The 23,494-nt window shown below is 45.8% G+C and carries 15 protein-coding genes; 3 read left to right on the top strand and 12 right to left on the bottom strand.

Annotated features, from left to right (window positions below; all coding sequences use genetic code 11):
- Positions 1 to 32: 32 nt before the first annotated feature.
- Genes AC2T0J_RS10205 through AC2T0J_RS10230 form a run of 6 tightly spaced genes read right to left on the bottom strand, consistent with a single transcriptional unit; the run spans position 33 to position 13,290 of the window.
- Positions 33 to 5,783: a hypothetical protein gene (locus AC2T0J_RS10205; RefSeq protein ID WP_489810025.1), complete on the bottom strand. Its 5,751-nt coding sequence runs from the start codon at positions 5,781 to 5,783 to the stop codon at positions 33 to 35.
- A complete protein-coding gene (locus AC2T0J_RS10210; protein WP_489810026.1) occupies positions 5,780 to 8,245 on the bottom strand; it encodes a VWA domain-containing protein in 2,466 nt (821 codons plus the stop codon). Before AC2T0J_RS10210 ends, AC2T0J_RS10205 begins: the two co-directional genes overlap by 4 nt.
- Before the next feature lie 9 nt (positions 8,246 to 8,254).
- Entirely contained in the window at positions 8,255 to 9,895 is a 1,641-nt protein-coding gene (locus tag AC2T0J_RS10215; protein ID WP_489810027.1) for a BatA domain-containing protein, read from the bottom strand.
- Entirely contained in the window at positions 9,895 to 10,791 is an 897-nt protein-coding gene (locus tag AC2T0J_RS10220; protein WP_489810028.1) for a DUF58 domain-containing protein, read from the bottom strand. The genes AC2T0J_RS10215 and AC2T0J_RS10220 overlap by 1 nt, the downstream gene beginning before the upstream one ends.
- A 5-nt stretch (positions 10,792 to 10,796) precedes the next feature.
- Positions 10,797 to 11,804, bottom strand: a complete 1,008-nt coding sequence (locus tag AC2T0J_RS10225) for an AAA family ATPase (RefSeq protein WP_489810029.1) — start codon at positions 11,802 to 11,804, stop codon at positions 10,797 to 10,799.
- Entirely contained in the window at positions 11,794 to 13,290 is a 1,497-nt protein-coding gene (locus AC2T0J_RS10230; RefSeq protein ID WP_489810030.1) for a hypothetical protein, read from the bottom strand. The genes AC2T0J_RS10225 and AC2T0J_RS10230 overlap by 11 nt, the downstream gene beginning before the upstream one ends.
- Positions 13,291 to 13,475: 185 nt before the next feature.
- Between AC2T0J_RS10230 and AC2T0J_RS10235 the strand changes: the two genes are divergently transcribed.
- Positions 13,476 to 16,226, top strand: a complete 2,751-nt coding sequence (locus AC2T0J_RS10235; protein WP_489810031.1) for a M16 family metallopeptidase — start codon at positions 13,476 to 13,478, stop codon at positions 16,224 to 16,226.
- A 590-nt stretch (positions 16,227 to 16,816) separates the two neighbouring features.
- On the opposite strand, the gene AC2T0J_RS10240 is transcribed toward AC2T0J_RS10235, so the two are convergent.
- Both AC2T0J_RS10240 and AC2T0J_RS10245 read right to left on the bottom strand, forming a co-directional pair.
- Positions 16,817 to 17,251 (bottom strand): hypothetical protein, encoded by a 435-nt coding sequence (locus AC2T0J_RS10240; RefSeq protein ID WP_489810032.1) that lies wholly within the window; start codon positions 17,249 to 17,251, stop codon positions 16,817 to 16,819.
- Between the two features lie 39 nt (positions 17,252 to 17,290).
- A complete protein-coding gene (locus tag AC2T0J_RS10245; RefSeq protein WP_489810033.1) occupies positions 17,291 to 17,710 on the bottom strand; it encodes a hypothetical protein in 420 nt (139 codons plus the stop codon).
- A gap of 364 nt (positions 17,711 to 18,074) precedes the next feature.
- Here AC2T0J_RS10245 and AC2T0J_RS10250 point away from each other — a divergent pair, with 364 nt between their 5' ends.
- Together AC2T0J_RS10250 and AC2T0J_RS10255 are read left to right on the top strand one after the other, a co-directional pair.
- Complete coding sequence (locus tag AC2T0J_RS10250) at positions 18,075 to 18,488, top strand: BlaI/MecI/CopY family transcriptional regulator (RefSeq protein ID WP_489810034.1); 414 nt, start codon at positions 18,075 to 18,077, stop codon at positions 18,486 to 18,488.
- Between the two features lie 2 nt (positions 18,489 to 18,490).
- The gene (locus AC2T0J_RS10255; RefSeq protein ID WP_489810035.1) at positions 18,491 to 20,161 is read left to right on the top strand and encodes a M56 family metallopeptidase; all 1,671 of its coding nucleotides are present in this window, start codon (positions 18,491 to 18,493) and stop codon (positions 20,159 to 20,161) included.
- A gap of 158 nt (positions 20,162 to 20,319) precedes the next feature.
- Here AC2T0J_RS10255 and AC2T0J_RS10260 read toward each other — a convergent pair whose 3' ends face one another.
- The 4 genes from AC2T0J_RS10260 to AC2T0J_RS10275 form a co-directional block, all read right to left on the bottom strand.
- Positions 20,320 to 20,637: a hypothetical protein gene (locus tag AC2T0J_RS10260; RefSeq protein ID WP_489810036.1), complete on the bottom strand. Its 318-nt coding sequence runs from the start codon at positions 20,635 to 20,637 to the stop codon at positions 20,320 to 20,322.
- Positions 20,612 to 20,902, bottom strand: a complete 291-nt coding sequence (locus tag AC2T0J_RS10265) for a hypothetical protein (RefSeq protein WP_489810037.1) — start codon at positions 20,900 to 20,902, stop codon at positions 20,612 to 20,614. The genes AC2T0J_RS10260 and AC2T0J_RS10265 overlap by 26 nt, the downstream gene beginning before the upstream one ends.
- A 77-nt stretch (positions 20,903 to 20,979) precedes the next feature.
- The gene (locus AC2T0J_RS10270; RefSeq protein WP_489810038.1) at positions 20,980 to 22,407 is read right to left on the bottom strand and encodes a sensor histidine kinase; all 1,428 of its coding nucleotides are present in this window, start codon (positions 22,405 to 22,407) and stop codon (positions 20,980 to 20,982) included.
- A 70-nt stretch (positions 22,408 to 22,477) separates the two neighbouring features.
- Complete coding sequence (locus tag AC2T0J_RS10275; protein ID WP_489810039.1) at positions 22,478 to 23,491, bottom strand: AAA family ATPase; 1,014 nt, start codon at positions 23,489 to 23,491, stop codon at positions 22,478 to 22,480.
- Between the last annotated feature and the right edge of the window lie 3 nt (positions 23,492 to 23,494).

Genomic DNA, 23,494 nt, shown 5'->3' on the forward strand with positions numbered 1-23,494 from the left:
GAATGACTACGCTACCTTTACACCCTTTCCCTTTAATTTGGGGTTACCTTTCCCAGGTACGTTAAGAAAGGAGTGAGTTTGTCCTCGCTTTGAGTGCGGTAAGACAGTTGCTCAAAGAGAGCCTGACGCCAGGATGCTGAGGCACTATCAACAAGAGAGGTAAACCATGGCATGAGTATATCTTGCTCGGTTAATGGTGACTGAGGTCCATATAGTCGACTTAGCATCGTATTGAGTTCACGATTGTACTTGCCGCTTTTCGCGGTGTTAACAAACTGGTTAAGACCTTTCAGCACCGTGGTCACTGATTTCTGAGTGTCCTTTTCTACATCACGTTGGTATTTTGCCAATGATAAAGCCAGCACCGGAGAACTTTCTTCAATCGCAATAGTGAGCAATGACCGGTTAACCTTTATGCCAAGCTCGGCGTGTGCACGCAGCACAAAGGACTGCCAGTAAGGTAGCAGCTCGGGATTGAGCACAAGTACAGGCTGACTTATCTGAATTACCTTTGCGAGTAATTGGCTAGCCTGTTGATTGTTACGCCAGGTACCGAGTTGTTTTACCACATCTAAGAGTTTGGGGGCGTTAAACCGGTTTTGCACAATACGGTTGTGTAACGTTAAGGCCGGGAAGTGCAGTTGCCAAACTGCCGCTAACAGCCATTCGCCCGCTTCGTTAAATAAGCCTGCCTGAGAGAACACATCGGCTAGCCCCAGACGAAGATAAAACGACGCATTATTTAGCGCTAGCGCTTGCTCTCGCAGCAAATCAAGCTGCTGACGAGGGGCGGTAATGCCACTTTGCGCCATGGCAGATACCAGTAATTGCAAATCGTGAGCGGTAAAATCCGCTGTGGTTAATCGCTCAAGCAGTTCATGGATGTTGTTATCAATAATCCCTTGTCTTTGCCAGCCTGTTACCACCAGGTTATACAGTCTCTGTTCGGTTCCTCGATGTTCAACTGGCATGGCGGTTAACCAGTTTTCAAATAACGCCGACCCTTCTGGAAAGGCGGCTATTTCCCGTAAGGCATCTTCCTGGCCACTAAACGTAGCCGATGGATTTCCTTGGCTATCAAAAAACTCATGGGTCAGTTGCTCTCGACTTAACGCGCTGCCATCAAACTGCTTTCCTCCCTCGATACCATTTCTCCACAAGGTATTGAGTAACCTAACCGCTTTGTGTTTATCCTGTTTAAATGTGCTAACAATCCGCGCTATATCGGGTTTATTGACGGTTGTTGGTGCGGCGACTTGCTTACCACCTTGACGTTCTTTTAAGGCTATCACCAGTTCGTCTTTGGGAAACAGGCTGGCATATTCAGTAAAGGCAGCACTATACAATGCGGGAAGCCCGCCATTATCTGGGCCGCTAGACAGTGATTTATTCAACCAGGCAACAAGAGCATCAGCGTTGATAACGGGTTGTCCGCTTGCGTCTTTCGGTGTATTGCCTCGTTGTGTAGCCTGATTTATTTTATGTAAAAAATGCAGCAAGTGCTGTTTGTCAGAGTTGGCTTCTGCGGGTGACCATTGTCTAATGATGTCGACCAATTTATCGGTTTGTTTTGTCTGCCAGAGCAGTTGAACCAGACGATTAAAAATTACATCATCATTGGGTAGGCGTGTATGCAGTGCTTCGAGATACTGTTGTTGTACTTGACGGTTGTTTTCTACCTGTACAATCTCGGTAATAAACTGATGGGCATCATCAGAAGAAATAAGCGACTGGCTGAAAAAGTTATCAATATAAGCCTGTCTTTGCTCACTGAAATAGCGCCGAGTCACGTCTTCAAAAATGGGAAAGCTAAGGCCATTCGCCGCGGCCTTATTTAACGCCCTAAGTGCGGTATAAGCCTCCTGTAAATTACCCGCATAAAAGTGAGTCAGAAAATCAGGAAGTGATGCACATTGTTTTGATAATGCCGCCACGTCATTGGCTTGGGTTAACACAAGTGGCTGATTTTCCATGGCGATATTCAACAATAGGGCTTTGGGTGCCATTGCCGAACAGGGAGCAGGCCCCGATTTATTGGCCGTAATATAATGATGTAACAGCTCGGCGACCTGTTGTTGCTGTGCAGGCTTTATTGGCTTGCTAAGCACGTTTTTGACTATGTCGTCGCGAATGGCCGTTGGTGCGTGTGTCATACTGTAATGATGCTCGATGCTTTGCCATAAGCGCAGTTGTTCAGTGGCAGACATTTTACTGAACAGCAGGTTGTTAAAGGCTTCATTAAACATGGCGTAGGGCATGCCAGGCAGCGGTGGCGTATTTATATGCTCAATAGCCATTGAAACGAATTGGGCATCGGTGAGTATTGGCGCCCCCAGTTTACGCGTTAACGCTTCAAACGTATCGGGTAAGTAGCGTTGCAGCTGAAACATAACCAAGGTTTGCTGGGGGAGTTTGCTTATTGCAGGCCAAAACCTATTGATAAATGGGTGTTCGGGCATTTTATTAACGGCAGCACTTAGCAACGTAATGTAATTGCTGCCGGTAATGGCGTTAATTTCCCCCTCAGACTTAATGCGTTGCACTAATGTTGTGGCCAGATTAATCACCGCGTCCCAGTTTGCTCGTTCTATCGCAAGTGCCAGCACTAGCGTAAAGTTACCTTCGTTTTTTGCCTGCCTTTGAAGATTGTCTATTGGTGAGTCAGGCAGCGTCTGGTCATGCTTTATTAGCGCTTGCGTTATAGGGTTAGCGTGTCCAAACTGACGCTGTATTTGCTCAAGGGATGTTCGCCAATCTGACCAATTCCCTTGTTGTAGCGCTATGCGGTGAATTAGCTCCTGAATCATCGACACACGAGGATAGGCATTGATATCTGTGTCTGACTCAGCTTGAGGCGGTAGACTTCGGAGTGATTTTTCCAACATGTCTTTAAGTTCGCTCAAGACGTGCTGCGGGTCAGATTGATATTGTAACGTTAGCAGAAGTCCTTCGGATAGCGTTGGGAAGTATCGATAGCCGTCGGAGAGTCGTCTGTTTGAAAACGCTGCTTGATAGTGAGGTGCCTGATTAATCAGCCGCTTTAACCCTTGCCAATACCAATAATTTGCAACCGCCCCTTCACCAAATTGCTCTTCGAGCACAGCGGTTTTTCGTAATAAATCAAAGTTTGACTGGTCGACCTGCAGGGCTTCTTTAAAATAGTTCAGCGCAGTGGTATCTAAGTGTTGGCTGACATAGGCATCCGCTTTAAGTTGCTTGACGTTTAAGATGCCAGGAATGTTGGTCATTAGCGAAAATGCCTGCTCGGCACCTGCAATGTCGTTGTCAGCCAGTAGTGAGCGGCCAAGGCTGGCATAAAGCGCCGGGGGGAAGTCATATTTAAGCGCCAGCAGACGTCGTCCGTATGTGAGCTCTTTTTGCTTATCACCGATGGTGGGCCCTGACGAGCTGCTCTGTTGATTAGCACCGCTATACTGGGAAATCATGCTTCTCAGTAATGTTGCCCGCTGAGGTGGAGATTGCGCAAGCAGCAGGTTGTAAATGCGCTCAGCGGTATCAAACTCGCCTTGAGTTTGCGCTATGTCGGCTAATAACACTAATTCTGTTTCGTCGTCTTTGGCAAACACCAGACGACCTAATAGTTGTCGCTGCAACCAGCTGAATGTGTGGTTTCGTAACGCGACTGACTGTGTCTCGTTACTGTGTTGGGCCGAAGAGTCGAATAAATTAAGCAATCCGTCAACCGCGGTGATGTAATCGGTTTTATTGGATGCGGTGACGAGGTGTATTTGCAACAGTCTGGCGGCTTGCTCAAACTGCCCTTCTTTTTTGTATAGCTGGGTTAATTGTAATAGGGCATCTGGCGAAGCGTTAGTTTTAACGGCTTTTTTGTACTGGTCAATTGCCTTTTCAGGTAACCCAGCCATGGTGTATACGCTGGCAATGAACGCCGGGTCGTTAGACTGATGACTTTGTGTGAGGTTGGTAATAAGCTGGTTAACTTGCGCTAGTCGATGTGCCTGCAAAGATTCGCCAGGTTGCAGGCCACTCATATCAAAGGCGTTATTGCGTATGCTATTTAGTGTGATTTGTTGCCAGTACTGAGAAGCATTAGACGGATCGATATTTGCCAGGGCCTTCCATACTGTATTGAGCTTTTCGTAAGCATGACTGCGACCAAATAGGTTGGCCAGTAATGTCAGCCGTTGCTTTTGCGGCAACGCCTGTTGTTGCGAATAGTCGTTGATGGCTTTTTCCGCTTTATCAACGTTGTTTTCAACCAGATAAAACGCCACCAGAAGATTGAGTTCATGAAGGGTGAGATTGCCTGATCGTAAGCCGCTTTCTAATTGGGTGATTTTATGTTGTGTGGAGCCGTCTTGTTGTGTTGCTCTAACCAGTAAGCCTTCTAGAAAGTACTTACGCGCAGGCAGTGTTACCTGTTTCCAGAGTGTTTCCCATTGCGTAATAGCAACGTCATTTTGTCCCGCTGCTTTGGCTAACTCTGCAAGATGCAGTTGTTGGTCGTAAGACAGTCTGCCACCATGATTTTGGTAGTGCTGAAGTTGTGACAAGGCTTTTGCAGGGTCCCGCAGTTTCTCAAAGCCGCTGACAATAAGTAACCTTGATGGGCTATTAGGCGCTATCGTATTTGATAATTCCACCAGAATACGTTTTGCAGCTTCCTCGTTACCGCTATTGAGATAGGTTTCAAACAGAAAAAAGTTAATTTGTGGATCGGTTTGGGCTTCACTTATACGCGTTGTTAGCAGCGCAATTGCCTCGTCTTGCATATTCATGGCAAGCATACGTCTGGCGGCCGTCAGCAAAAGTGGCTTATTGTTTGGATTATTCTCGCCCAGACGCTGAAATACTTGCTTCGCACCACCAATATCGCCACGATTTACCAACTGCCCAGCGAGTCCAAAATAGCCGTCAATAGTATGAGGCGTTGCGATCATCAACTGGCGGTAATAGTCGACTAACGCTTCTTGGTTTCCAGATAATGTCAGCAAGGCAACCTTTCTGCTTTGAATGCTATCGAGCGTACTTTGCTCTGTGAGTGCGAGCGCTTTTTCAAGCTGGCCGGCTTCTAGCAGTAGCTCAAAGTATAATGGTGTCAGGAACGGGTCGTCGGTATAGGTTGATAGTGTCGAAAGCGCGCGTTCAATATCCTGATTTTTTCTCACCGCTTCGGCATATAGCGCCAGTGCATACTGTTTATCATGACTATTTTGGGCGGCATTGAAGGCTAACCAGGCAGTTTGCTGGGCTTCGCGTAATTCACCAGACTCTATGAGCCAGGTAGCCAGCGTAAGGTTGACAGGCACGCTAGCGGCGGGCGCTGATTTCAATATTGTCAGTGCCAGAGTGTTATCGGCTTGAATGTCGACTACTTTTGCTATCTTATAGGCCAATTGTGGCTCGGTCTTGACAAGCGACGTCAGGGCAGCATTATCTCCTGCTAGTAGCGCAAGTCTAAGTATTACCGTGTGTTGCTGTGAGACGCTTAAGCTAGCGCGATCAAGTAACCTGGAGTAGATACTTTTCGCCTTAGCCAGGTTACCTTCAGCTTCAAAGGCTTCTGCCATAAGCAGAAGTTGCTGAGTGTCTGTTTCGGTATTTGCCCCTAAGGTAATCCTTTGCAAGTCGCCGTTTTCCCAAGCCGACAATATGGCCTTGGTAGGTTCTTCAACAGTAGCCTTGGGTTGTTCCTTGATGGTGTTTGACGAATCATTCGTTGTCATTGCCTTAAGTGGCGCAGGCAAGTGCACCCCCAAAAGAGCCAATACGAATACGACAGGTTTTAAAGACGAGCTCATATTACGTTTCCCGCAAAGCCCGCACTGCGGCGCGCAGGCCAGCGGCGGTAGATAATGTCGATAAAATAAAGCAGTAACGACGCCAACAGGGCAAATGGCATCAATGCTATTGCAGTTAAGTGTGTCTGACCGTGAGGCTCGGTGGTGTGAATCGGCGCCGATGGCGTGAGCATTTGCCCGCCTGTTTCTTTGACAACCGTTGGTAACCTCTGTGGGTGTACATTTTTATTTTGGTATTCAGGTAGTAGGTCACTATTGGGCTCAAGCGCTGCGCGATACGTTCGGCCATTGTGGTTAACCATGATTAGCATGGCTTGATGTCGCGGTATATTTACGTCTTCGCTAAACAACCCTGGTGCTCGTTGGCGCAACGGTCGTTGACTCCAAGTGGAGGAATCAGGAGTCTTCCATTGTAACAGCGGGGTACTAGTGCCTAGCGTGGTCTCAAATTGCACATGAACCTTGTCAAAGGTACGTTGAGTTTTAAGCGCAGACTTTTTAGCCATAGTGGTTAATGACGCCACGGTGTCGCCCAACTGTTGACCGTATTGAGGCCAGTTTGTCCAGGGTTGTGTGCCTTTCCCTAGTGGCTCAGTCATAAGTGCAGATACCTTTCCTGCACCAAAGTACCAGGACGCGAGTAAGGTATCTGAAGTGTCGTTGATAGCCCACTGTGTTACCGCCGAAGGCTTTATGGGGGCGCGAGTATAGCCGTTAAGTGAAATGGGAAACGTCGTGTTGGTCGGCAAATCTCGCACCGTAAAGCTACCGGTTTGATAGGCTGATGCCGGTAATTGATCGGATTGCCGGAAATTAAGCTCAACCATGCTGAATTCGTTATAGATTGCGTAAAAACGCCCCTTTCCCCAATTGGCGAGTTCAGACATGCGTTCTTCACCGGAAGCATTATCGCCTACGAGTACAGTCGACACGTTTATTTGGTCAGAGGCGATATATTGCAGCAGCTTTTGATAGTTATCTTCTTCCACGGCGGCGTCGGTGATCAGTAAGATGTGACGATATTTATTGTGGCTATTTTTCAGCCCAAAATAGGCTTCTTCTATCGCGGGAAATAATTCACTTCCGCCTTGTGCCTGTAGTTTACCAATAGCCCTTTCAAGATCGTCGGTATTGGCAACCGGTTGCATCGGTATTGCCCATTGACGAGTACCGTAAAACTCAACAATACCAACCTGATCCTGTGGTTTTAATTTTCGCACTGCTAAACGAGCAACCTGCTTGGCAAGCTCTAGGGGTTGGCCTTGCATCGAGCCAGAGCTGTCAATAATGATCGCCAGTGAAATGCCTGGCTCCCGCTTAGTATCGGTATTATCAATTCGTACTGGGAGCAGTTTGGCAAGTGCTCCATTAGATAACCCATTGGTGGAAAATGCCGGCTCCGCTCCTGTGTACAGTAGGCCGGTACCCTCTTTTACGGCGTGACTCAATGAAGTTTGTGCAGAGTCAGGTAATACAGACTTAGCCGCGTTATTGAGGATAACTGCATCAAAATGCGTAAAGTCGATGGACGTTGACCATGGATAGGGTACATGCGTTACCTTAAATGCATTGCCTAACAATGCCTGCATAGGAATTTGGTCTTGCTGATACGGTGAGCCAAGTAAAATGGGCACTGGGCTTTGTACGGCTAACACCTTGGAACGCGTATCAATAATCAGATTCTCGTGATTCACTAACAAAACCGACAGAGGTAAAAAGTCGGTCGTCGTTGGGGCTATCTCAAATGATGCCGAATATAAAGCGTCTTCTGTTTCACCTTCTAACGTCATCTCGTTAATAGTTTTATCACCTGAGACAATACGCAGTTGTAATGGTGACGCTAAGGCTGATGAGGCTTGAACCTTTACTGTTAGGGTTGTGGTTTGGCCCGGGAAAAAGGTTGAGTAGTCGACTGACTGGATACTGGGCTGTGGCTGAACGTTGTTATATTCGATCCAGTTCAGCACAATATTACGGCTTTTCAGGCGCGCAAGAACACTCTCCCAGTGATCATCAGTGGCTTTACCGTCGCTAAATAAGGTGATCACGCCGCGTTGCCCGTATGGCACTTTATCGATGGCTAACGACACGGCTTGTGTTAACGACAGCGAGGCTTGTGCAATTGGGTTTACCTTTGTTTGGGCCAGAGCGAATTCGTCGGTGCCGGTAACAATAATATCGAATGTACCAACAGGGAGTGATTCAATATATGCCTCAGCTTTGCGGCTGGCCGCCTGTTTGTTATTGCCACCCATACTTTGGCTTTGATCAACAATTACCACCTGATGAACTGAATCTGAGGGTAACAGTACAACCGGCTCCATTAAAGCCAGCGTGATCAAGGTGACCAGTAAACAGCGCATTAGTGCGTGGGTGATATTTTTCCCGCGCCGGAAATACCAAACCACGCCAAGCAATATGAAAAGTGCACTAAAAGCAGGGTGAGCAAAGGTGATTGTCATTGTTTTCTCCTATGCCCAGCGTCCGCGCTGAACGAGTATCCATTCAGCAATGAGTAACAACAGTGCGATTAGTGCAGCAAGGGTACTCCATGGATAGTGATGCTGCATATCATTGATATCTTGCTCGCGGGTATTTTGCTCATGGGTTACCACAGACGACGTTAAAGGCGATTGGATGGTAGCGATGCTGTTATTGTCAGCATAGGTATCTGTAGGAGTGGCTTCTAACGGAAAGCCGCTAATTGCCGCTGTTCCTGCAAAGGTGTTTTGTAACAGCGGTATTGCTTCACCAACGGCCATATAGGGCGGTGTTGCAGGTGGATTAACTAGCCAGTGTAGGGTGTGCCACAGCAACAGCAGCGGATCGGGATTCTGCTGGTTGATCAAGCTACCCAAGTGCTGCAAAGGCAACCGGGCATAGGTGGCATCTGCCTGGCTTATTTTAAGTAACGGCATATCCAACAAGTTGCTTTGTTGCCAGTTATTCGCTTGCCATATCGAGTGAAGGTTCGGTCTGTTCTTGGGCGCAGGCGCATAATAGGCAGCCTGATTTTTATCGTTGTCAAAATAAAGCGTTGCGTCGGCGCGTGGACAAGAGTCACCCTCGTTAACACAGAGGCTGACCTGGGCCCGGGAAGAATCAACAGTGATAAAAGGGTTAGCAGAGATAAAATTAGCGATCCAGGCTGGTAAGCCTTCTTGCGTGGCAATGAACAGCTGAGTTTTCGCTGGTAACCGAATACTTAGGGTATTATCTGCAGGGAATTGATCTTGGGTGTTTAGCGTTACTGTGACTATTTGCGGGGTGACAGTGAGACGTATTCCAGAGTATACAAACTGATTATTGCTAAGTGTTGCCAGCTGCGAGGCAGGTGCGACACTACCATTTAACGACACGCTAAAGTCTGACGACGTAAATGGGCTCTGGTTACTATCAAACAAGGTAAATGCAACGCGGGCTGATTGTTGGTTATTGTCCATATAGTGTTGTTGGCCGATGGCTGTGATCGCCGCGTTGCTATCGATTCGGCTTGCAACAAACGCATTTATGATACGAACCCCGTCAGGAGGGGTGATATTGCCATACGGCGCGCCATAGTAATGCACCGTGACAGGCTTGTCGGCAACGCCTGCAAGCGAATCCAGCCAGCTGGCAAACGATGAGATATGCATAGACGCGTGAATGCCAGGCAGCAGGGATTTTGCTAACACGCTTGGAGAGTCAATATCGAGTAACCGGGCTGGAACCGCGTCGCCAATCCAGAGTGCTCGGGGGGCACCTGAAGCAATCGAAATATCGGTTTCCAATTGCGCTTTGGCATTCGCCATGTTGTCTGACACAGTCATGGCCACTGAGGTGTCTAAATAATAAAGGTGTAACCTTTGAGAGTCTCGAGTTGTGCTTACCCCGCTAAAAGCCAGCCATAATAGCAATACAATAATGGCGATGGTGATAAAGGCAATCCAGTGTCGAAAGCGCTGCCAGAAGGTATTGGCCGATGCTTGCTGCAAGGCTGCTTGCCATAACTGAACCGATGCGATTTTAACGACAACTGGCTGAGCCTTAAAGTGCTGTAACACATAGAGCAAGGCTACGAGTGTTAACGCACCAGCCAACACTGCCCACAGTGGTAAATAGGTAAAGCTCATTACGCTACCCTACCTTTTTCAAACAGGGTGCTTAACTGCGGTAACACACTTTCACTGGCATTAAGTTGCAGCAGCCCGGCTCCTGTTGCATCGGCAAACTGATTCAACTGGTGATTAAATTGCAGATAAGTTTGCTGGTAAGCGTCTATCACAGCGGGTGATAGCTGCAAATCGATTGTGGTGCCAGATTCCGCATCTTCAAAGCGCACATCAGCGTTTACCTGCAAGAGTTCTGGGGCGGCATCCCAAGGCTGGGTGATCTGAATGAGCAGTACATTATGGTTAAGGTGGGAAAGCGCCTCAATAACGGGGGTAATCCCTTGGTTATCGAAAAAGTCAGAAATAACAATGACAAGCCCTTTTCTGAGTGGATAACCTGCCAGCTCTAATAGCCCATTTGCCAAGTTTGAATCAGCAACAGGCTGATAATGCTGGAGCTGCTCGGCAAGAGTAAATAACTGATGTTTACCCGAAAGGCTCTTATTTTGGTTATTCAGTTTATTCGCCACCGGAAAAACGCGTACCGCATCTTGTTGTTGTAGCGCAATAGCGCCTAAGGCTAGCGCACATTGTTGGGCTGCCTTGATACGGGATGGGGTTTCAATGAACATACTATTGGAATGATCAAATACCATATAAACTGGCAAGTTTTGTTGTTCTTCGAATACGCGGACAAATAAGCGGCCTAATCGTTGGTAGACATGCCAGTCGATCGCGCGCAGCTCATCACCGGCAACGTAGGGTTTGTAATCAGCAAATTCGAGCCCTTGCCCTCTGGCATTGGTTTTTTGTTCGGCTAAGCGGCCGCCTTTGCCGGCCTGAGCAATACGCAAACTGAATTGTTGAATCTGCTCAATCAATTCAGCTTCAATTGGGGGCATCGAAAAATCGTTCATTCTGCTTACAACTCAGACAACAGTGTGTTGATGAGGGAGTCAGCAGTTTGATTTGACGCCTGAGCTTTAAAATTAAGCACAAGTCGATGGCGTAAAACAGGCAATGCCACTTTACGAATATCGTTTGCATAAACTTCGAACCTACCCTCTAACAGCGCTTCTACTTTTGCCGCTAACATGAGACTTTGAACCCCGCGGGGTGATGCGCCAAGACTCACAAAATTATTGACTGACGTAGTGGCATACTCACTAAACGGTTGCGTACCAATGACTAACTTAATGGCAAAATCCTTGGCGCTTTTGGATACCCCTACATCACGTACAATTTTTCTCATCGTCATGAGAGCGTCTCTGTTTGAAACCGCTTGCAGAGTCACGTCCTGGCCACTGGTGGTGCGATCGATAATCAACTGATAATCCTGTTCAGTTGGATAACCCACTATCAGCTTAAATAAGAAGCGGTCTAGTTGTGCTTCAGGCAATGGGTATGTACCTTCCTGGTCAACCGGATTTTGTGTTGCCATCACACAAAAAGGCTCTTCGAGCTCAATGGTGCGTCTGCCAACAGTAACCTGTTTTTCCTGCATGACCTCAAGTAGCGCTGATTGTGTTTTGGGCGTTGCACGGTTGATTTCGTCGGCAAGTACCAGGTTTGACACTATCGGTCCGGGCTGGAAGGTTAACTCATGACCGCCATTTTCAAGCTCCTGCAAAACCGAGGCACCCTGAATGTCAGCTGGCATCATGTCTGGTGTGAACTGGATGCGGGAAAATGGCAGGTCTACCGACCGGCTCAGTGCGCTAATTAGCATGGTTTTGCCAAGTCCTGGTACACCTTCTAGCAGTACGTGCCCGCCCGCACACAACGCTGCAAGTACTCCACTGACAACCTGTTCCTGACCAACGATCATTTTGCCTATTTCAGCTTTAATGGCATTAAAGGTATCACAGAAAAATAGGATATCGTTTTTGGCAGTGTCGGTTACGTCTTTCATCATGCCGCTAGTGTTCATCTGTTTTCTCACTCTGTTGTGATCGCTGATGTTGCTGACTAAAAAAGTCGCTCATCATTTGTTTTTGCCAGGACTGCATTATGGGTTTCTGGTGAAGTGTCGCTGACTGCGAGTTTTGACCTCGTGCTTGCGAAGGCTCCTCGGTGAAGGCCTGCTCTTCAGCTGGCTGTTGTTCGGGAGTGGACTTTTGCTGGCCGGGCCCAGGCGTACCAATAAACTGATCTTGCATTGGTACTGACAGCATCAGTTGATTAACACCCCGTGATTTCTTTTGTGAGCCATCACCTTGGGTACTTCTGTTTTGACTGTTGCTGTCTTGCTGTGAACCCGATGATTGCCGTTGTCCACTGTTTTTACCTGAGTCCTGTTGTTTGGATTTACGCTGAGCCTGCTTGGGGGCAACTCGTGAAGTGGGCGCAAGCGACCCCGGTTGCTGTTGTTTAGTTTGCTGGCTTCCAGTCGTAAAAGAAGACGGTGTATTGCTGTTTTTCTTTTGCTCACTACTGGGCTGGCTGCCATCAACCGCCTCACTGGATGCCCCATTTCCTGAGGGGGCTGTCGTTTTAGACGATGTCGTCGTACTGGGTTTTGTCAACTGTGTCGACGACGTTGAGCGTGTCGATGCCGACAACGGATTGTTGTGGTTGGCGGTTATATTTTTCGCTGACGCGTGCGGGGCAGTGTTACCGTCAGTGACAGCTGAGGTACCCATCGCCGATTCGGTTGAGGTTGAGTCTGGCAACGCATTGGCTTGCGTCGACAACGTTGTGCTTGCCCGCGAAGATGGGGTCTCTGAAGACGTAGTGCTTGGCGGCGTATCAGAGATTGGCGTTTGGGTATCCTCGATAGGTTCTTGTCTAACAAGGGGGGTATTGGTTTCTTCACTTTTTGCGGTGGAATGATTAACGTTGCCGTTATCAACGGTTTGTAACAGCCCGTTGCTAATTAGCGTTATGCCAGCCGCTGTGAGTATTGCCAGTACACTCATAGCGATCTGCGCTTTCGACGGTAACGAGGGGCACATAGGCATAGATAAAGGCGTCAGAGGAAGGTCTGTTGCGCGTTTCACACTGGTTGAGCAGTTCGCCAGTGCCGCTTGCTCAAAGCTTGTGGGAGATGAAATCCGTAGAAATTGATCGGCTATCTGCAAGTCGTCTTTCAGACCGAGTTGGTTATCAAGCAATGCCAGTGATTGTTGTCTGGATGGCGTGGTAGTTAATACTGCGAATAACACGGTAAACAGATAGGTTAGAAAAGGGATCACGACCATTCCCACCACAAGGACAATGAGGGTAGTGGTAACTGAAAGCTGCACCAAAAACAGTAATGTCAGGCTTAACAACGGCAAGGTAACTAACGATAAACACGCATTACCAGCCGCTTTAGGCCGACTGGATTTCATTGCCGTCTGGCGAATGATCTTGGTGCCTTTCTGCGCGAGCAAATCGAGCTGCGACGCGATTAGAGTTGCACTGGCGAGTTGCATTGTCGACCTGCGTTACGTAGTTCTTCCATGATTCTATTTCAACTCAATAAACTTGCACCAACCTTGCAAGCCGCTTATTTATTCTACTTTTTTACCTTTATTTAAAGCAATGCTTGTCGATCAGGCTCGTGCAAGGTTGCTGTGAAATAACTATGCCACATATGATTCCTTGCTGGAGAAAAGGTGTGTTCAAAAATAAGAAGCTTTGTGCTGGCGTAGTGTTGGGCTGTTTGCTCATGCTTGCTGGCTGTGCGACTGTCGTAAAGGCACCAGAAATATCGGCATTTGAAAAAATCGATATTCAGTACGATAAGTTCACGTTACCCAATGGTCTGACAGTACTTGTACACAGTGATCACAGTGTACCCAATGTGTATGTTGGTGTTTGGTATAAGGTAGGTTCCAAAAACGAGGCACAAGGAAAAACGGGGTTTGCTCACCTTTTTGAACATCTCATGTTCCAAGGAACCATTCATCGCGAAGGAGAATACTTTGCTCCACTAGAACAGATTGGCGCGGTAGGAATTAATGGTACGACTAACCTAGATCAGACCAATTTCTATCAGACTGTGCCATCAAATGCGATTGACGTGGCGCTATGGATGGAATCTGATCGTATGGCTTACCTTGGTGATAGCATTGATCAGACATTGTTGGATGAGCAGCGTGCGGTGGTTAAAAATGAAAAACGCCAACGAGAATTGCGTCCTGGAGCCAAGGTTTATGAGCGATTTCTAAAAACCTTTTACCCCAAGGGTCATCCGTACGATCACACTACCATTGGCTCAATGGACGATTTAAATAATGCCAGCTTAAAGGACGTAGCGGACTGGTTTGACATGGCCTATGGCGCGTCAAATGCGGTATTGGTGTTGTCTGGCGATATTGATTTAGCCTCGGCCAAGCAGAAAGTCGCACACTATTTTTCCGATGTGCCGCCAGGACAGCCGATCGACAAAATCAGTCAATGGATCCCAGAATTGACATCCATTAAACGCGATATCATTTATGACAAAGTCCCCACAGTAAATCTGCAACGAATTTGGCCTTTACCCCGCAGTAGCGATCAGCAAACTACCGTGATGGAATTAGTGGCTCGCTCTTTTGCCGGGGGCAAGAATACTCCCCTTTATGACCTGCTGGTGGATGACGAGGGCATTGCGCTCAATGCCAGCGCAAGAGTTCAGCCTAATGATATTACCAGTGCCTTTACTCTTTCTGTAACGCTCAAGCCTGGTGTTGACGTGCAAAAAGCCAATGGGCTTATCGATCAAGCTTTACAGCGTTATTTTAATCAGGGGCCGGAACAAGAAAAACTGGATGGGATAAACCTAGCTGGCGAGATATCGTTACTGAGGTCGATGGAAAGCAATGAGGAGATAGGCAGGCAACTGGTTAACGGGGAGGTTCATCATAGCGATCCTTTGTTTGTGAATACCCAACGACAATGGTTACAAAATACGACTCCAGCGCAAGTTACGGCTACCGCGCAAAAATGGCTATCGACACCGTATTACGAGATACAGCTTCATCCTGCACCTGAGGTTGTCAAAATGAATACTTCGGTGAATCGCGCAACGCTGCCAGAGGCGGGTGCTTTTACTGGCAAAGTATTGTTGCCTGGCATTGAAACTACAACGTTAGATAACGGTATGAAGATTGTGGTTGCCCGCCGTGACAATTTGCCATTAGTGGATATCGCCATGCAATTTAAAACTGGCTCTTTGGCAGACGCAAACTATGCACCAGATGCCGCTAGTAATGTATTTAGGCTGCTGACTAAAGGTACAGAACGTTTTACTGAGGCCGAGCTGTCTCGGAAAATGGAAGCGCTAGGGGTGCAATTTAACAGTGGCGCAGGCACCCAGCAAAGTGGCATAAGTTGGAATGCATTAAGTGAGAATCTCGATGACACATTCAAACTCGCAGCTGAGATTATCCGCCATCCTGTTTATCCAGAGTCAGAAGTTAACAAGGTACTCGACAGTATTGATACCAATTACGATGGCTATGAGCAGGATCCAATGCGCTCGGCTTCCGATGTTTTTGGAAAAGCGGTTTGGGGAGCAACTCACCCGTTTGGCAAAATTGTCAGTCGTGAAGAAGCAAAAACCCTTGATAGGGATACTATTGTGGCAATGTACCGTAATGAAGTGAGCCCTGAAAATGCCACTTTCTACATGGTAGGCGATATTACCCTAGCTGAGGCAACTCGACTGGCAAACGATTATTTTGGTGACTGGCGTAAACAGAAACCTTCGAATCTTGAAAACATCCCCCAGCCCCAAAGTGAAATGGGTAAAGTCATACTTGTAGATGCGCCAGGCGCTGTGCAAAGCAGCATTAGTGCTGGCCATATAACCGGGCCGTTCAATGAGCAAACTTCGGCGATTGAGTCGTTGATGGATGATGCCTTGGGTGCTGGGTTCAATAGCCGCTTGAATATGAATTTGCGCGAAGACAAAGGGTGGACCTACGGCTTTAGAGGGGGAATTAAAAATGCGCCTTCCGGCCCCCGCGTATTTATTGCCAGTGGCACCGTGCAGACCGATAAAACAGCTGCCGCGATGCAGGAAATTAAAAAAGAAATTACTGCCTATGTAACCGATAAGCCCGTCACAAAAGAAGAATTATTGCGTGATAAAGATGCTGCAATGTTCTCCATTCCTCAAGGGTTTAATCGAAACGGGGCTATTTTGAACAATCTGATAAATGCAGACCTGTATCAGTTACCTTATCGTCGTGTGGAAAAAGCTGTTGAAAGATTAAAGGCCGTCACTGTCTCTGAGGTGGAGTCGTTAGCAAAACAAACCATTCACCCTGAAGCACTTGTCTGGGTAGTAGTGGGCGACCTTAAACAGATAGAACAGGATATCCGCGATACACACCTTGGAGAAGTAGAAGTTTGGGATGTCTACGGCAATAAGGTGCGATAACAACCGATTTTTTATTGTGTGACCCTGACCCTTTGCCCGGTTCGATCCAGAGCCGGGCTTTTTTATGTCGTAAGGCATTTAACGAAAAATAAGCGACTGCCAGCACCACTCACCCTATTTAATGTCAATGTTAGTTCTCACTAATAGTACTGAGTACTGTACCAGGCTATTGTGTGTTGAATTTAAAATAATTCGAAGCCATTAGTTGCCAATCTACATGCCCGTTTAAGGTCATATAAAATTTTGCGGTAAGAAAAATATCTTCAATAGTAACCTGGCTTTTAAGTGAGTTCACTGAAGCTGATTGGACTCAAAGCTTCTAAAAGAAAGAGCGAATAGCAAACTGTTACCGTACCTTGGGTGTATGTCTGCTTAAGACAAGGACGGTCAACACTTTGACACTGAATTTCTGCATTTGGTCAAAAGCGGTCATTTCGATAAAGTCCACCAAGCTCACTCTAGAACCAATAATTTTCCTAAAGCGGACATTAACGCCTGCATCACCCGCAAGTCCAGAGCGAGGCACGAGCGACGGGGTGGTCGAGTGTATGTGCTTGTTAAACCCGCGACAAGCAAAATTGTTGATAATGCTAAACTCTTACTAAATCTACTTCCCATGAGGAAAGTTTGTTTTTATTGTGAAAGGCAAAACCTCGATTTTTATATGATTTGGAATCAGTCATCACTAAACTTTCTGATCCTGAGTATTGTCCGTCTTCCGTACTATATGATGAAAGTATAGTATCGCCTATGATCATGAATTTTCCTATCAGCATTCCCAACGCTGGATTCTCAGATGTCCAGAATGTAAAGTCTTTAGTAGGATCAAGTGACTCAATTGAATATCTATTCAAGAATTGCACTGGATCCGCTAATTTTAATTCCATGAAACCATCAAGAATCCATTCATCTTTATTGTGAATAATCTGTGTTTCCCCTATAACGTCTACACAATTATGGTTTCCATCGTAGTATTTTCCTGAGGCTTTCCAGCTAGCTTCTTCTAAAATGTATGTGTGTTTCATGTTTTATCTTGTCTTTTTTATAGGTTTGGACGTCAACTGTTAGGCATTTCTCAAACTACTAATCCAGTTATTTAATACACCTCTCGCTATGTATTCAAACATATGTAAAAGCATAGGTGTATCTTCTGCTAGCCATACCCCACCGAGAGTTGAGCAGGCAAGACCTGTCGGCTTCTCTGCCATACAACCCTCAATCATCATTTCCCCACTACACATAGGCTCGGGAAAGGGTATTCCTCCATGCAAAGCATCCGAGCGATACCCATATATTTTACCTAAAGCAGCTTTCATTGATGTTCGTGACCAACTTATTTTTGCCCATTCACGTGGGCGCTTTTCAGGAGGTTCAGGTGAATATTCCATCACAAACTTAATGAATTTGTTTGTAGCACCAAGAGAATGAACTATTTCTTTGGCTACACTTTCCGTGAGCCCCTCAATGCCATACTGAGACTTCATAGTAACACCCGTTTCCCCTGAAAAACCATTATCTGTGTTTTCATAGGAAAGAATGCTAGCCGTCCGGTTTACGTACAATTGCCGCCCCACAAGCTTTGTTGAAGGGCTTAAAAAGACAAGGAGTAGGCATTCAGGACTATGACACTGGATTTCTGCAATTGGTTGTGAGTTCAATTGATGTCTGCAACTGCTTCCCCTAGTTATGTTGAGGAGCTGAAGCTGACGCACTTCCACCTGTTACTGTAAATCTATTTTGTAACAATTTCTCTTCATTTCCCCTGAAAATCTGCATTCAAAAGAAAAAACGGTTCGGCGATAAATTCTTGGAGAATAGTTGACAGTTCACAAATTGATCTCTACATTTGTGGAAGTTAAATCTACAAATGTAGAGATTGAAATGAAATTGAGCGATTTTGAATTAGACGTTATGCAAATATTCTGGCAACAAGGGGCTTGTTCGTCGCCAGAAGTGTTTAAAAAAATTGGATCAGTAAAGAAGGTTACTTATTCCACTGTTAAAACGATTATTGATCGTCTTGAAGAAAAAGGAGCAATTGAGAGGGCCCGAAATGAAGGTCGAACTATTTATTATGTGCCCGCAGTTGAACAGTCAGCTATAACAAAGTCTGTGTTACCTGGATTTATTCGACGTTTTTTTAATGGAAAACCGACTGATTTAATTGCCCATTTGCTAAAGGCTGAATCACTCAACAAGGAAGATATTGCCTATCTGGAAGCTTTCTTGAAAGAACAAAAAGATAAATTTAAGGATGAATGACGATGGATTATATAGTGACTAACTGTCTTATTACGGCTATTTCGTTACTCACTTACGGACTTCTTAAAAACGCACCTGCCAGGCTGCGCTTTTACTCAGTGACAATTGCGTTAATCTCTTGGTTTATACCTTGGGAGCACATCGCCACTGTAAAGGCGCTATCCGATACATCGAAACCCTTTGCCAATGTGATATTCAGCTTACCGCAATTTATTCTTTATGGGGCTGATCACAGCAGCACACAAGGTCTGCCTCCACTAAATATCATTTCAGCACAATCTGACGTAAGCTGGCTTTCAATGTTATCAGCCAGCAATTTGTGGGGGCTTTTAGCAAGTGTCGGTCTTTTATTCTTCATCGTAAAAGTTTATGCCTATTTGCGCTTAATACGCGACTGCAGAATCCACGCTAAAGATGTGAGTCATTTATGGCAACAATATCAACTTGATGCAGGCTCAGTGTTTCTTTATGTCACAAAAAATTGTGACACGGCTATGGTAACTGGTATCAGAAAGTCGAAAGTCTGGATATCCGAAGCTCTTCTCGAAACGCCGGAGTTAAAGTCGGTGCTAGCTCACGAACTTAATCATGTGCGTCAGCATGATCCAGTTTGGATGTGGTTTATTACTTTTGCCCATTGTGTCTTTTGGTGGAATCCACTGGTTCGTTTATTAGTTTTCCTTGCGCGCCGTAACATTGAATTGAGTTGTGACGAACGTTGTCAGGAGCAGCTGAGCCATGATTACACTCGTGATTTAGCAAAACTTTTTTTACACCATCAAACTAACGCAGTTTATACGGTTATGCCTCTAAGCCATTTCCACAATTTTAATATATATCGCATTAAACACCTAAGTAAGGAAACAAAGATGAAAGCAAAATATATTGTAGTTTCAATTTTCGGTCTTACATTGAGCTTGCTTGCAGCCGCCACTATCAGTGAAACAGCACAAACCACGAATACCAATCAAGCTCAACCTATAACAAAAGAAACAAGGAAAAAGTTAGCTATTTTTAATGGCAATGTACTTCACGATAAACAAGTCAATGAACTCCTAACCATTTTAGATGGAGCAAAAAGCAACGATTCTGAAATACTCAATGATACTTATAGTGACTTACTGAACTGGTATGAAAACAGGTCTGACACTCAAGATCCCCAATCTGAATATTCTCTGAAAGTTATGAGTTTTACGATGATGAGTTATCTACTCGAAAAGTTACAGCGACCTCAAGAGATCCTGTCTCGCTATGATGAAATTTTTGATGGTGAGCCACTCAAGCGAGTGATGTTTATACAGCACCATCGAGCAATTGCGCTAATGGAGCTAAACTCAACGTCTGAAGCAATTGGTCTGCTTGAGCAAGTCATCAGCTTACAACCCACACCAAAACCAGGGTCGCTTTTATTGCTTGCACAGGCATATCTGCAAAATAACGATGGTGCCAACGTAATTCGTATCGCAAATAAAATAGTAGAATTGGGAAGTCAGAGTCAACTCGAGATGCTGGCGATAAATTATAAACGAGCTGGATATGAGGCGATAGGAAATATGCAGAAAGCCGCAGAGATGCGTCAACTATTGACAGAACGCTTTGAACGAACCAGTTGGGCTCCAGCGCCGATGAAAATGGGTTCACCATTGTTGGCTTACTTACCAGAGTCTGTATAAAGAATCTGAATACCACTTAGTGTTATTAAAAGTACTTTCAGTATCGCGCTCACAGCGCGAATACTGAAAGTTTAATCAAGTATAAGCCCAAGCCAAAAGAGTGAGTATTGGTAGAGCAATGCTGAGTAGCGGAGAATTTGTCCGATAGTAGTGCTTTATTACGCTTTACTACCATCAGGTAGTTCCAATTTTAATTGCTTGTTGAACTCTTTTGGCGTGGTAATGACTGCAATATCACTTAAATCACCTACATCTAATAAATATGGGCCAGGTTCAGCACGATTCAGATCAATTTTTACTCTATACTCGCGCTGATGAGAGAACATACTTCTCTTTTGGTATCCGAGCTTGTCATTTGGCATGTCTCCGTGAAATTCGTGCTCATTGAAATAATCAACCAAACCAAGATTGCCATTGACGTTTAGCTTTTTGATTGCAAGCTCGCAGCGCTCAATAAATTGTGAATAAATACCCACGCAGATAAGCTTTTGATAACGACTCCGTTGTATGTCCAGGAAACAGGCAGCTTATTTCAATACAATCTGTGTTCTTTTCTTTGTTAACATTTATTGAGGGGGCCTCATTATTTTTTTCATTTAAAATGTTAAAAGACAATTCTTCTAAGCTGTCAATATTCGATTTTTCTGAAGAAGTAGATCCCTCTAGGACTGAATCATTCCAGTAAAACAATGATAGACTGATAAATATAACGCAGCCCCAAATTACAATTCCAAATTTCATTTTCGTATTTCCTTATTAATTTTATGCGCAAAGGGTCAGGCCGAAAGCATGAACGTTCAAAGTTTTACCTGAAAAAGCTACTCTTGCTCTGACCGGTTGAAGCGAATGGTAAAGCGCGCACCGCCATCCTCTGCGTTCTCGGCGCTTACCGAACCATTATGTAAAAGCGTGATCGCTTTAACGATGGCCAGCCCCAAACCATGACCGTTGCGATTGGGTGGAAATTTCGCAAAGGGTTTAAACAGGTTGGCCAGTTTATCAGAAGGTATCCCCGGACCATGGTCGCGAACGCTAATGGAATAGTCAGCGTTCACGCTAAGTTCTACTGATGCGCCCGGGGAGGAGAATGACACGGCGTTGTCTATCAGGTTAGCAATAGCGACTTCCATCAAGCCCTCGTCGCCGGGAATGATTCTGGCTGGCCTTTCTGTGTCGAAGCAAAGTGTTACTTTCGCCGTTTCTGCAAAGAGTTGACGCTCTCTGATAACGCGCTGACAACACTGGACTAAGTCGATATCATGTTCATGTTGTCTAGGGCCGCCAATGCGCATCAGGCGTAACAACTGATTCACCAGGTGAGACAAGCGACGAACGTCATCAATCAACTTCTCTTTAAGTGTACCCTCGTCCATCATTTCCAGACGAGTACGCAGTACTGTTAAGGGCGTTCGCATTTCGTGTGCAGCAGTCGACAAGAAAAAATTATGCTGTTTCTGGGTTTCGTCGATACGAGAGAGCATCTCATTTACCGCCTGCACGAGTGGCAGTACTTCATTGGGTAACCCTTTTTCAGGAAGCTGATGATGAAGGTTCTTAGGGTTAAATGAATAGGCAACATTTGCGACTTTATTCATTAGTCGCCAGTTAAACAGTAGGATCAGTGCGGTAATGATGAAAACACCGGCAGCGGCCAGAATAAGGTTAAAACCTACATCGACTACGGTGCGTTTATAAAATCGCCAAAGTGACATCTTTGGGGGGTGTTCAGCGACCTCAATACCCGAAAATTCAAGGTAAAATTGGTAATTGTTACAGTTGCTATACTGCACGTAGCCATGGCTGTTATTGTCTGAAGTGGCGTTATAAAATGAGGTACACAAATCAGCATGGTTAACATCCTGACTGATGGTATCTATGTCATCCAGCCGATACTGCTCATAGTATTTAGGGGTTCTGCCATTACTAAAGCGCTCTCCATCGACCATAAAGAAATAGCTAAAATTAGGATTACGGCGCTCAAATTCGCTAAGTGATTCAGAAAGCGCAAAGGATTGCGCATCATTTTTACCTTCGTGCCTGGCATCCATGAAATCGCGAAATTCTCGTCTTACTTTTTCCACAGTAAAGTACACAGGATCTGGTTCGGTGAGATCTAACTCAGAAATTGGCAAATAGGCGATGTAGTAAATGGTGGCGCAAATAAACACAAACGACAAAATAAGCATCTGTCCAATCATCGAACGATGTATTTGCTTAAAAAAACGAAGGCTGAATATCCGTTTCAATTGCTTGTCCTTGTACGCGCGTAGCCTGCTTTAGCTTAAGGGTTGCCGTGAGAGTCAGTTAACAGATAATTTAGCTCATGCTATTGGGTCTAGCCACATGAGACAAGATATCACGAATGATGGCATCGGTAGTAATGGCAGATGCCTGCGCTTTAAAATTAACCGTGATTCGATGTCGTAGTACCGGCAAAACAATAGATTCAACGTCGTCGCAACTTACGGCAAAACGATTATTAAGTAGCGCTTTTACCTTTGCGGCGAGCATTAAGCTTTGGATGCCCCTGGGGGAAGCACCAAGCGAGACATACTGATTTACCATGTCAGTTGCATAGTCGCTGCCCGGTTGTGAGGCCATCACTAGTCTTATGGCAAAGGTTTTTGCAACAGAGGGGACCGGGATTTCCCGTACTGTTTGACGTAATTGCAGTAGTTCAGTAGCCGAAATAACAGCTTGTACATCGATAGTGGTGTTGCTGGTCGTACGGTCGATGATCGTATGGTAATCCGACTCCGATGGATAGCCGACAATCAGTTTAAACAAAAAACGATCCAGTTGCGCCTCGGGCAACGGGTAAGTGCCTTCCTGATCAACCGGATTTTGGGTTGCCATCACACAAAACGGATCAGGCATTTTGAGGGTTGTGCGGCCAGCTGTTAGTTGCTTTTCTTGCATCACTTCCAACAACGCGGATTGGGTTTTTGGAGTGGCGCGATTGATTTCATCGGCCAATACGAGATTGGATACGATGGGGCCTTGTTGAAACGTGAGTGTATGTTTACCGCTGCCATCGTCTGTGAGAACTGAGCTTCCTACAATATCGGCAGGCATCATATCCGGGGTAAACTGGATACGGTTAAACTGCAGGTTTGCTACTTTACTGAGCGTGCTAACCAGCATTGTTTTACCGAGTCCAGGCACGCCTTCGATGAGTACATGACCTCCTACCATCAACGCCGTGAGAACGCCTTCTACGACATCGCTTTGGCCAACAATGACTTTATTGATTTCATCACGAATTTTTTCAAATGACTCAGAAAACTGACGAACACGCTGGGTGGCTGCATCGATCGAATGTATTGTCATATA

This window comes from Alteromonas sp. ISO5 (assembly GCF_058105165.1).

Excerpts from the sequence above, each read along its gene's own strand:
- AC2T0J_RS10220 (WP_489810028.1), bottom strand. The coding sequence starts at position 10,791 with ATGAACGATTTTTCGATGCCCCCAATTGAAGCTGAATTGATTGAGCAG.
- AC2T0J_RS10255 (WP_489810035.1), top strand. The coding sequence starts at position 18,491 with ATGGATTATATAGTGACTAACTGTCTTATTACGGCTATTTCGTTACTC.
- AC2T0J_RS10240 (WP_489810032.1), bottom strand. The coding sequence starts at position 17,251 with ATGAAACACACATACATTTTAGAAGAAGCTAGCTGGAAAGCCTCAGGA.
- AC2T0J_RS10225 (WP_489810029.1), bottom strand. The coding sequence starts at position 11,804 with ATGAACACTAGCGGCATGATGAAAGACGTAACCGACACTGCCAAAAAC.
- AC2T0J_RS10205 (WP_489810025.1), bottom strand. The coding sequence starts at position 5,783 with ATGAGCTCGTCTTTAAAACCTGTCGTATTCGTATTGGCTCTTTTGGGG.
- AC2T0J_RS10215 (WP_489810027.1), bottom strand. The coding sequence starts at position 9,895 with ATGAGCTTTACCTATTTACCACTGTGGGCAGTGTTGGCTGGTGCGTTA.
- AC2T0J_RS10275 (WP_489810039.1), bottom strand. The coding sequence starts at position 23,491 with ATGACAATACATTCGATCGATGCAGCCACCCAGCGTGTTCGTCAGTTT.
- AC2T0J_RS10230 (WP_489810030.1), bottom strand. The coding sequence starts at position 13,290 with ATGCAACTCGCCAGTGCAACTCTAATCGCGTCGCAGCTCGATTTGCTC.
- AC2T0J_RS10210 (WP_489810026.1), bottom strand. The coding sequence starts at position 8,245 with ATGACAATCACCTTTGCTCACCCTGCTTTTAGTGCACTTTTCATATTG.
- AC2T0J_RS10245 (WP_489810033.1), bottom strand. The coding sequence starts at position 17,710 with ATGAAGTCTCAGTATGGCATTGAGGGGCTCACGGAAAGTGTAGCCAAA.
- AC2T0J_RS10265 (WP_489810037.1), bottom strand. The coding sequence starts at position 20,902 with ATGAAATTTGGAATTGTAATTTGGGGCTGCGTTATATTTATCAGTCTA.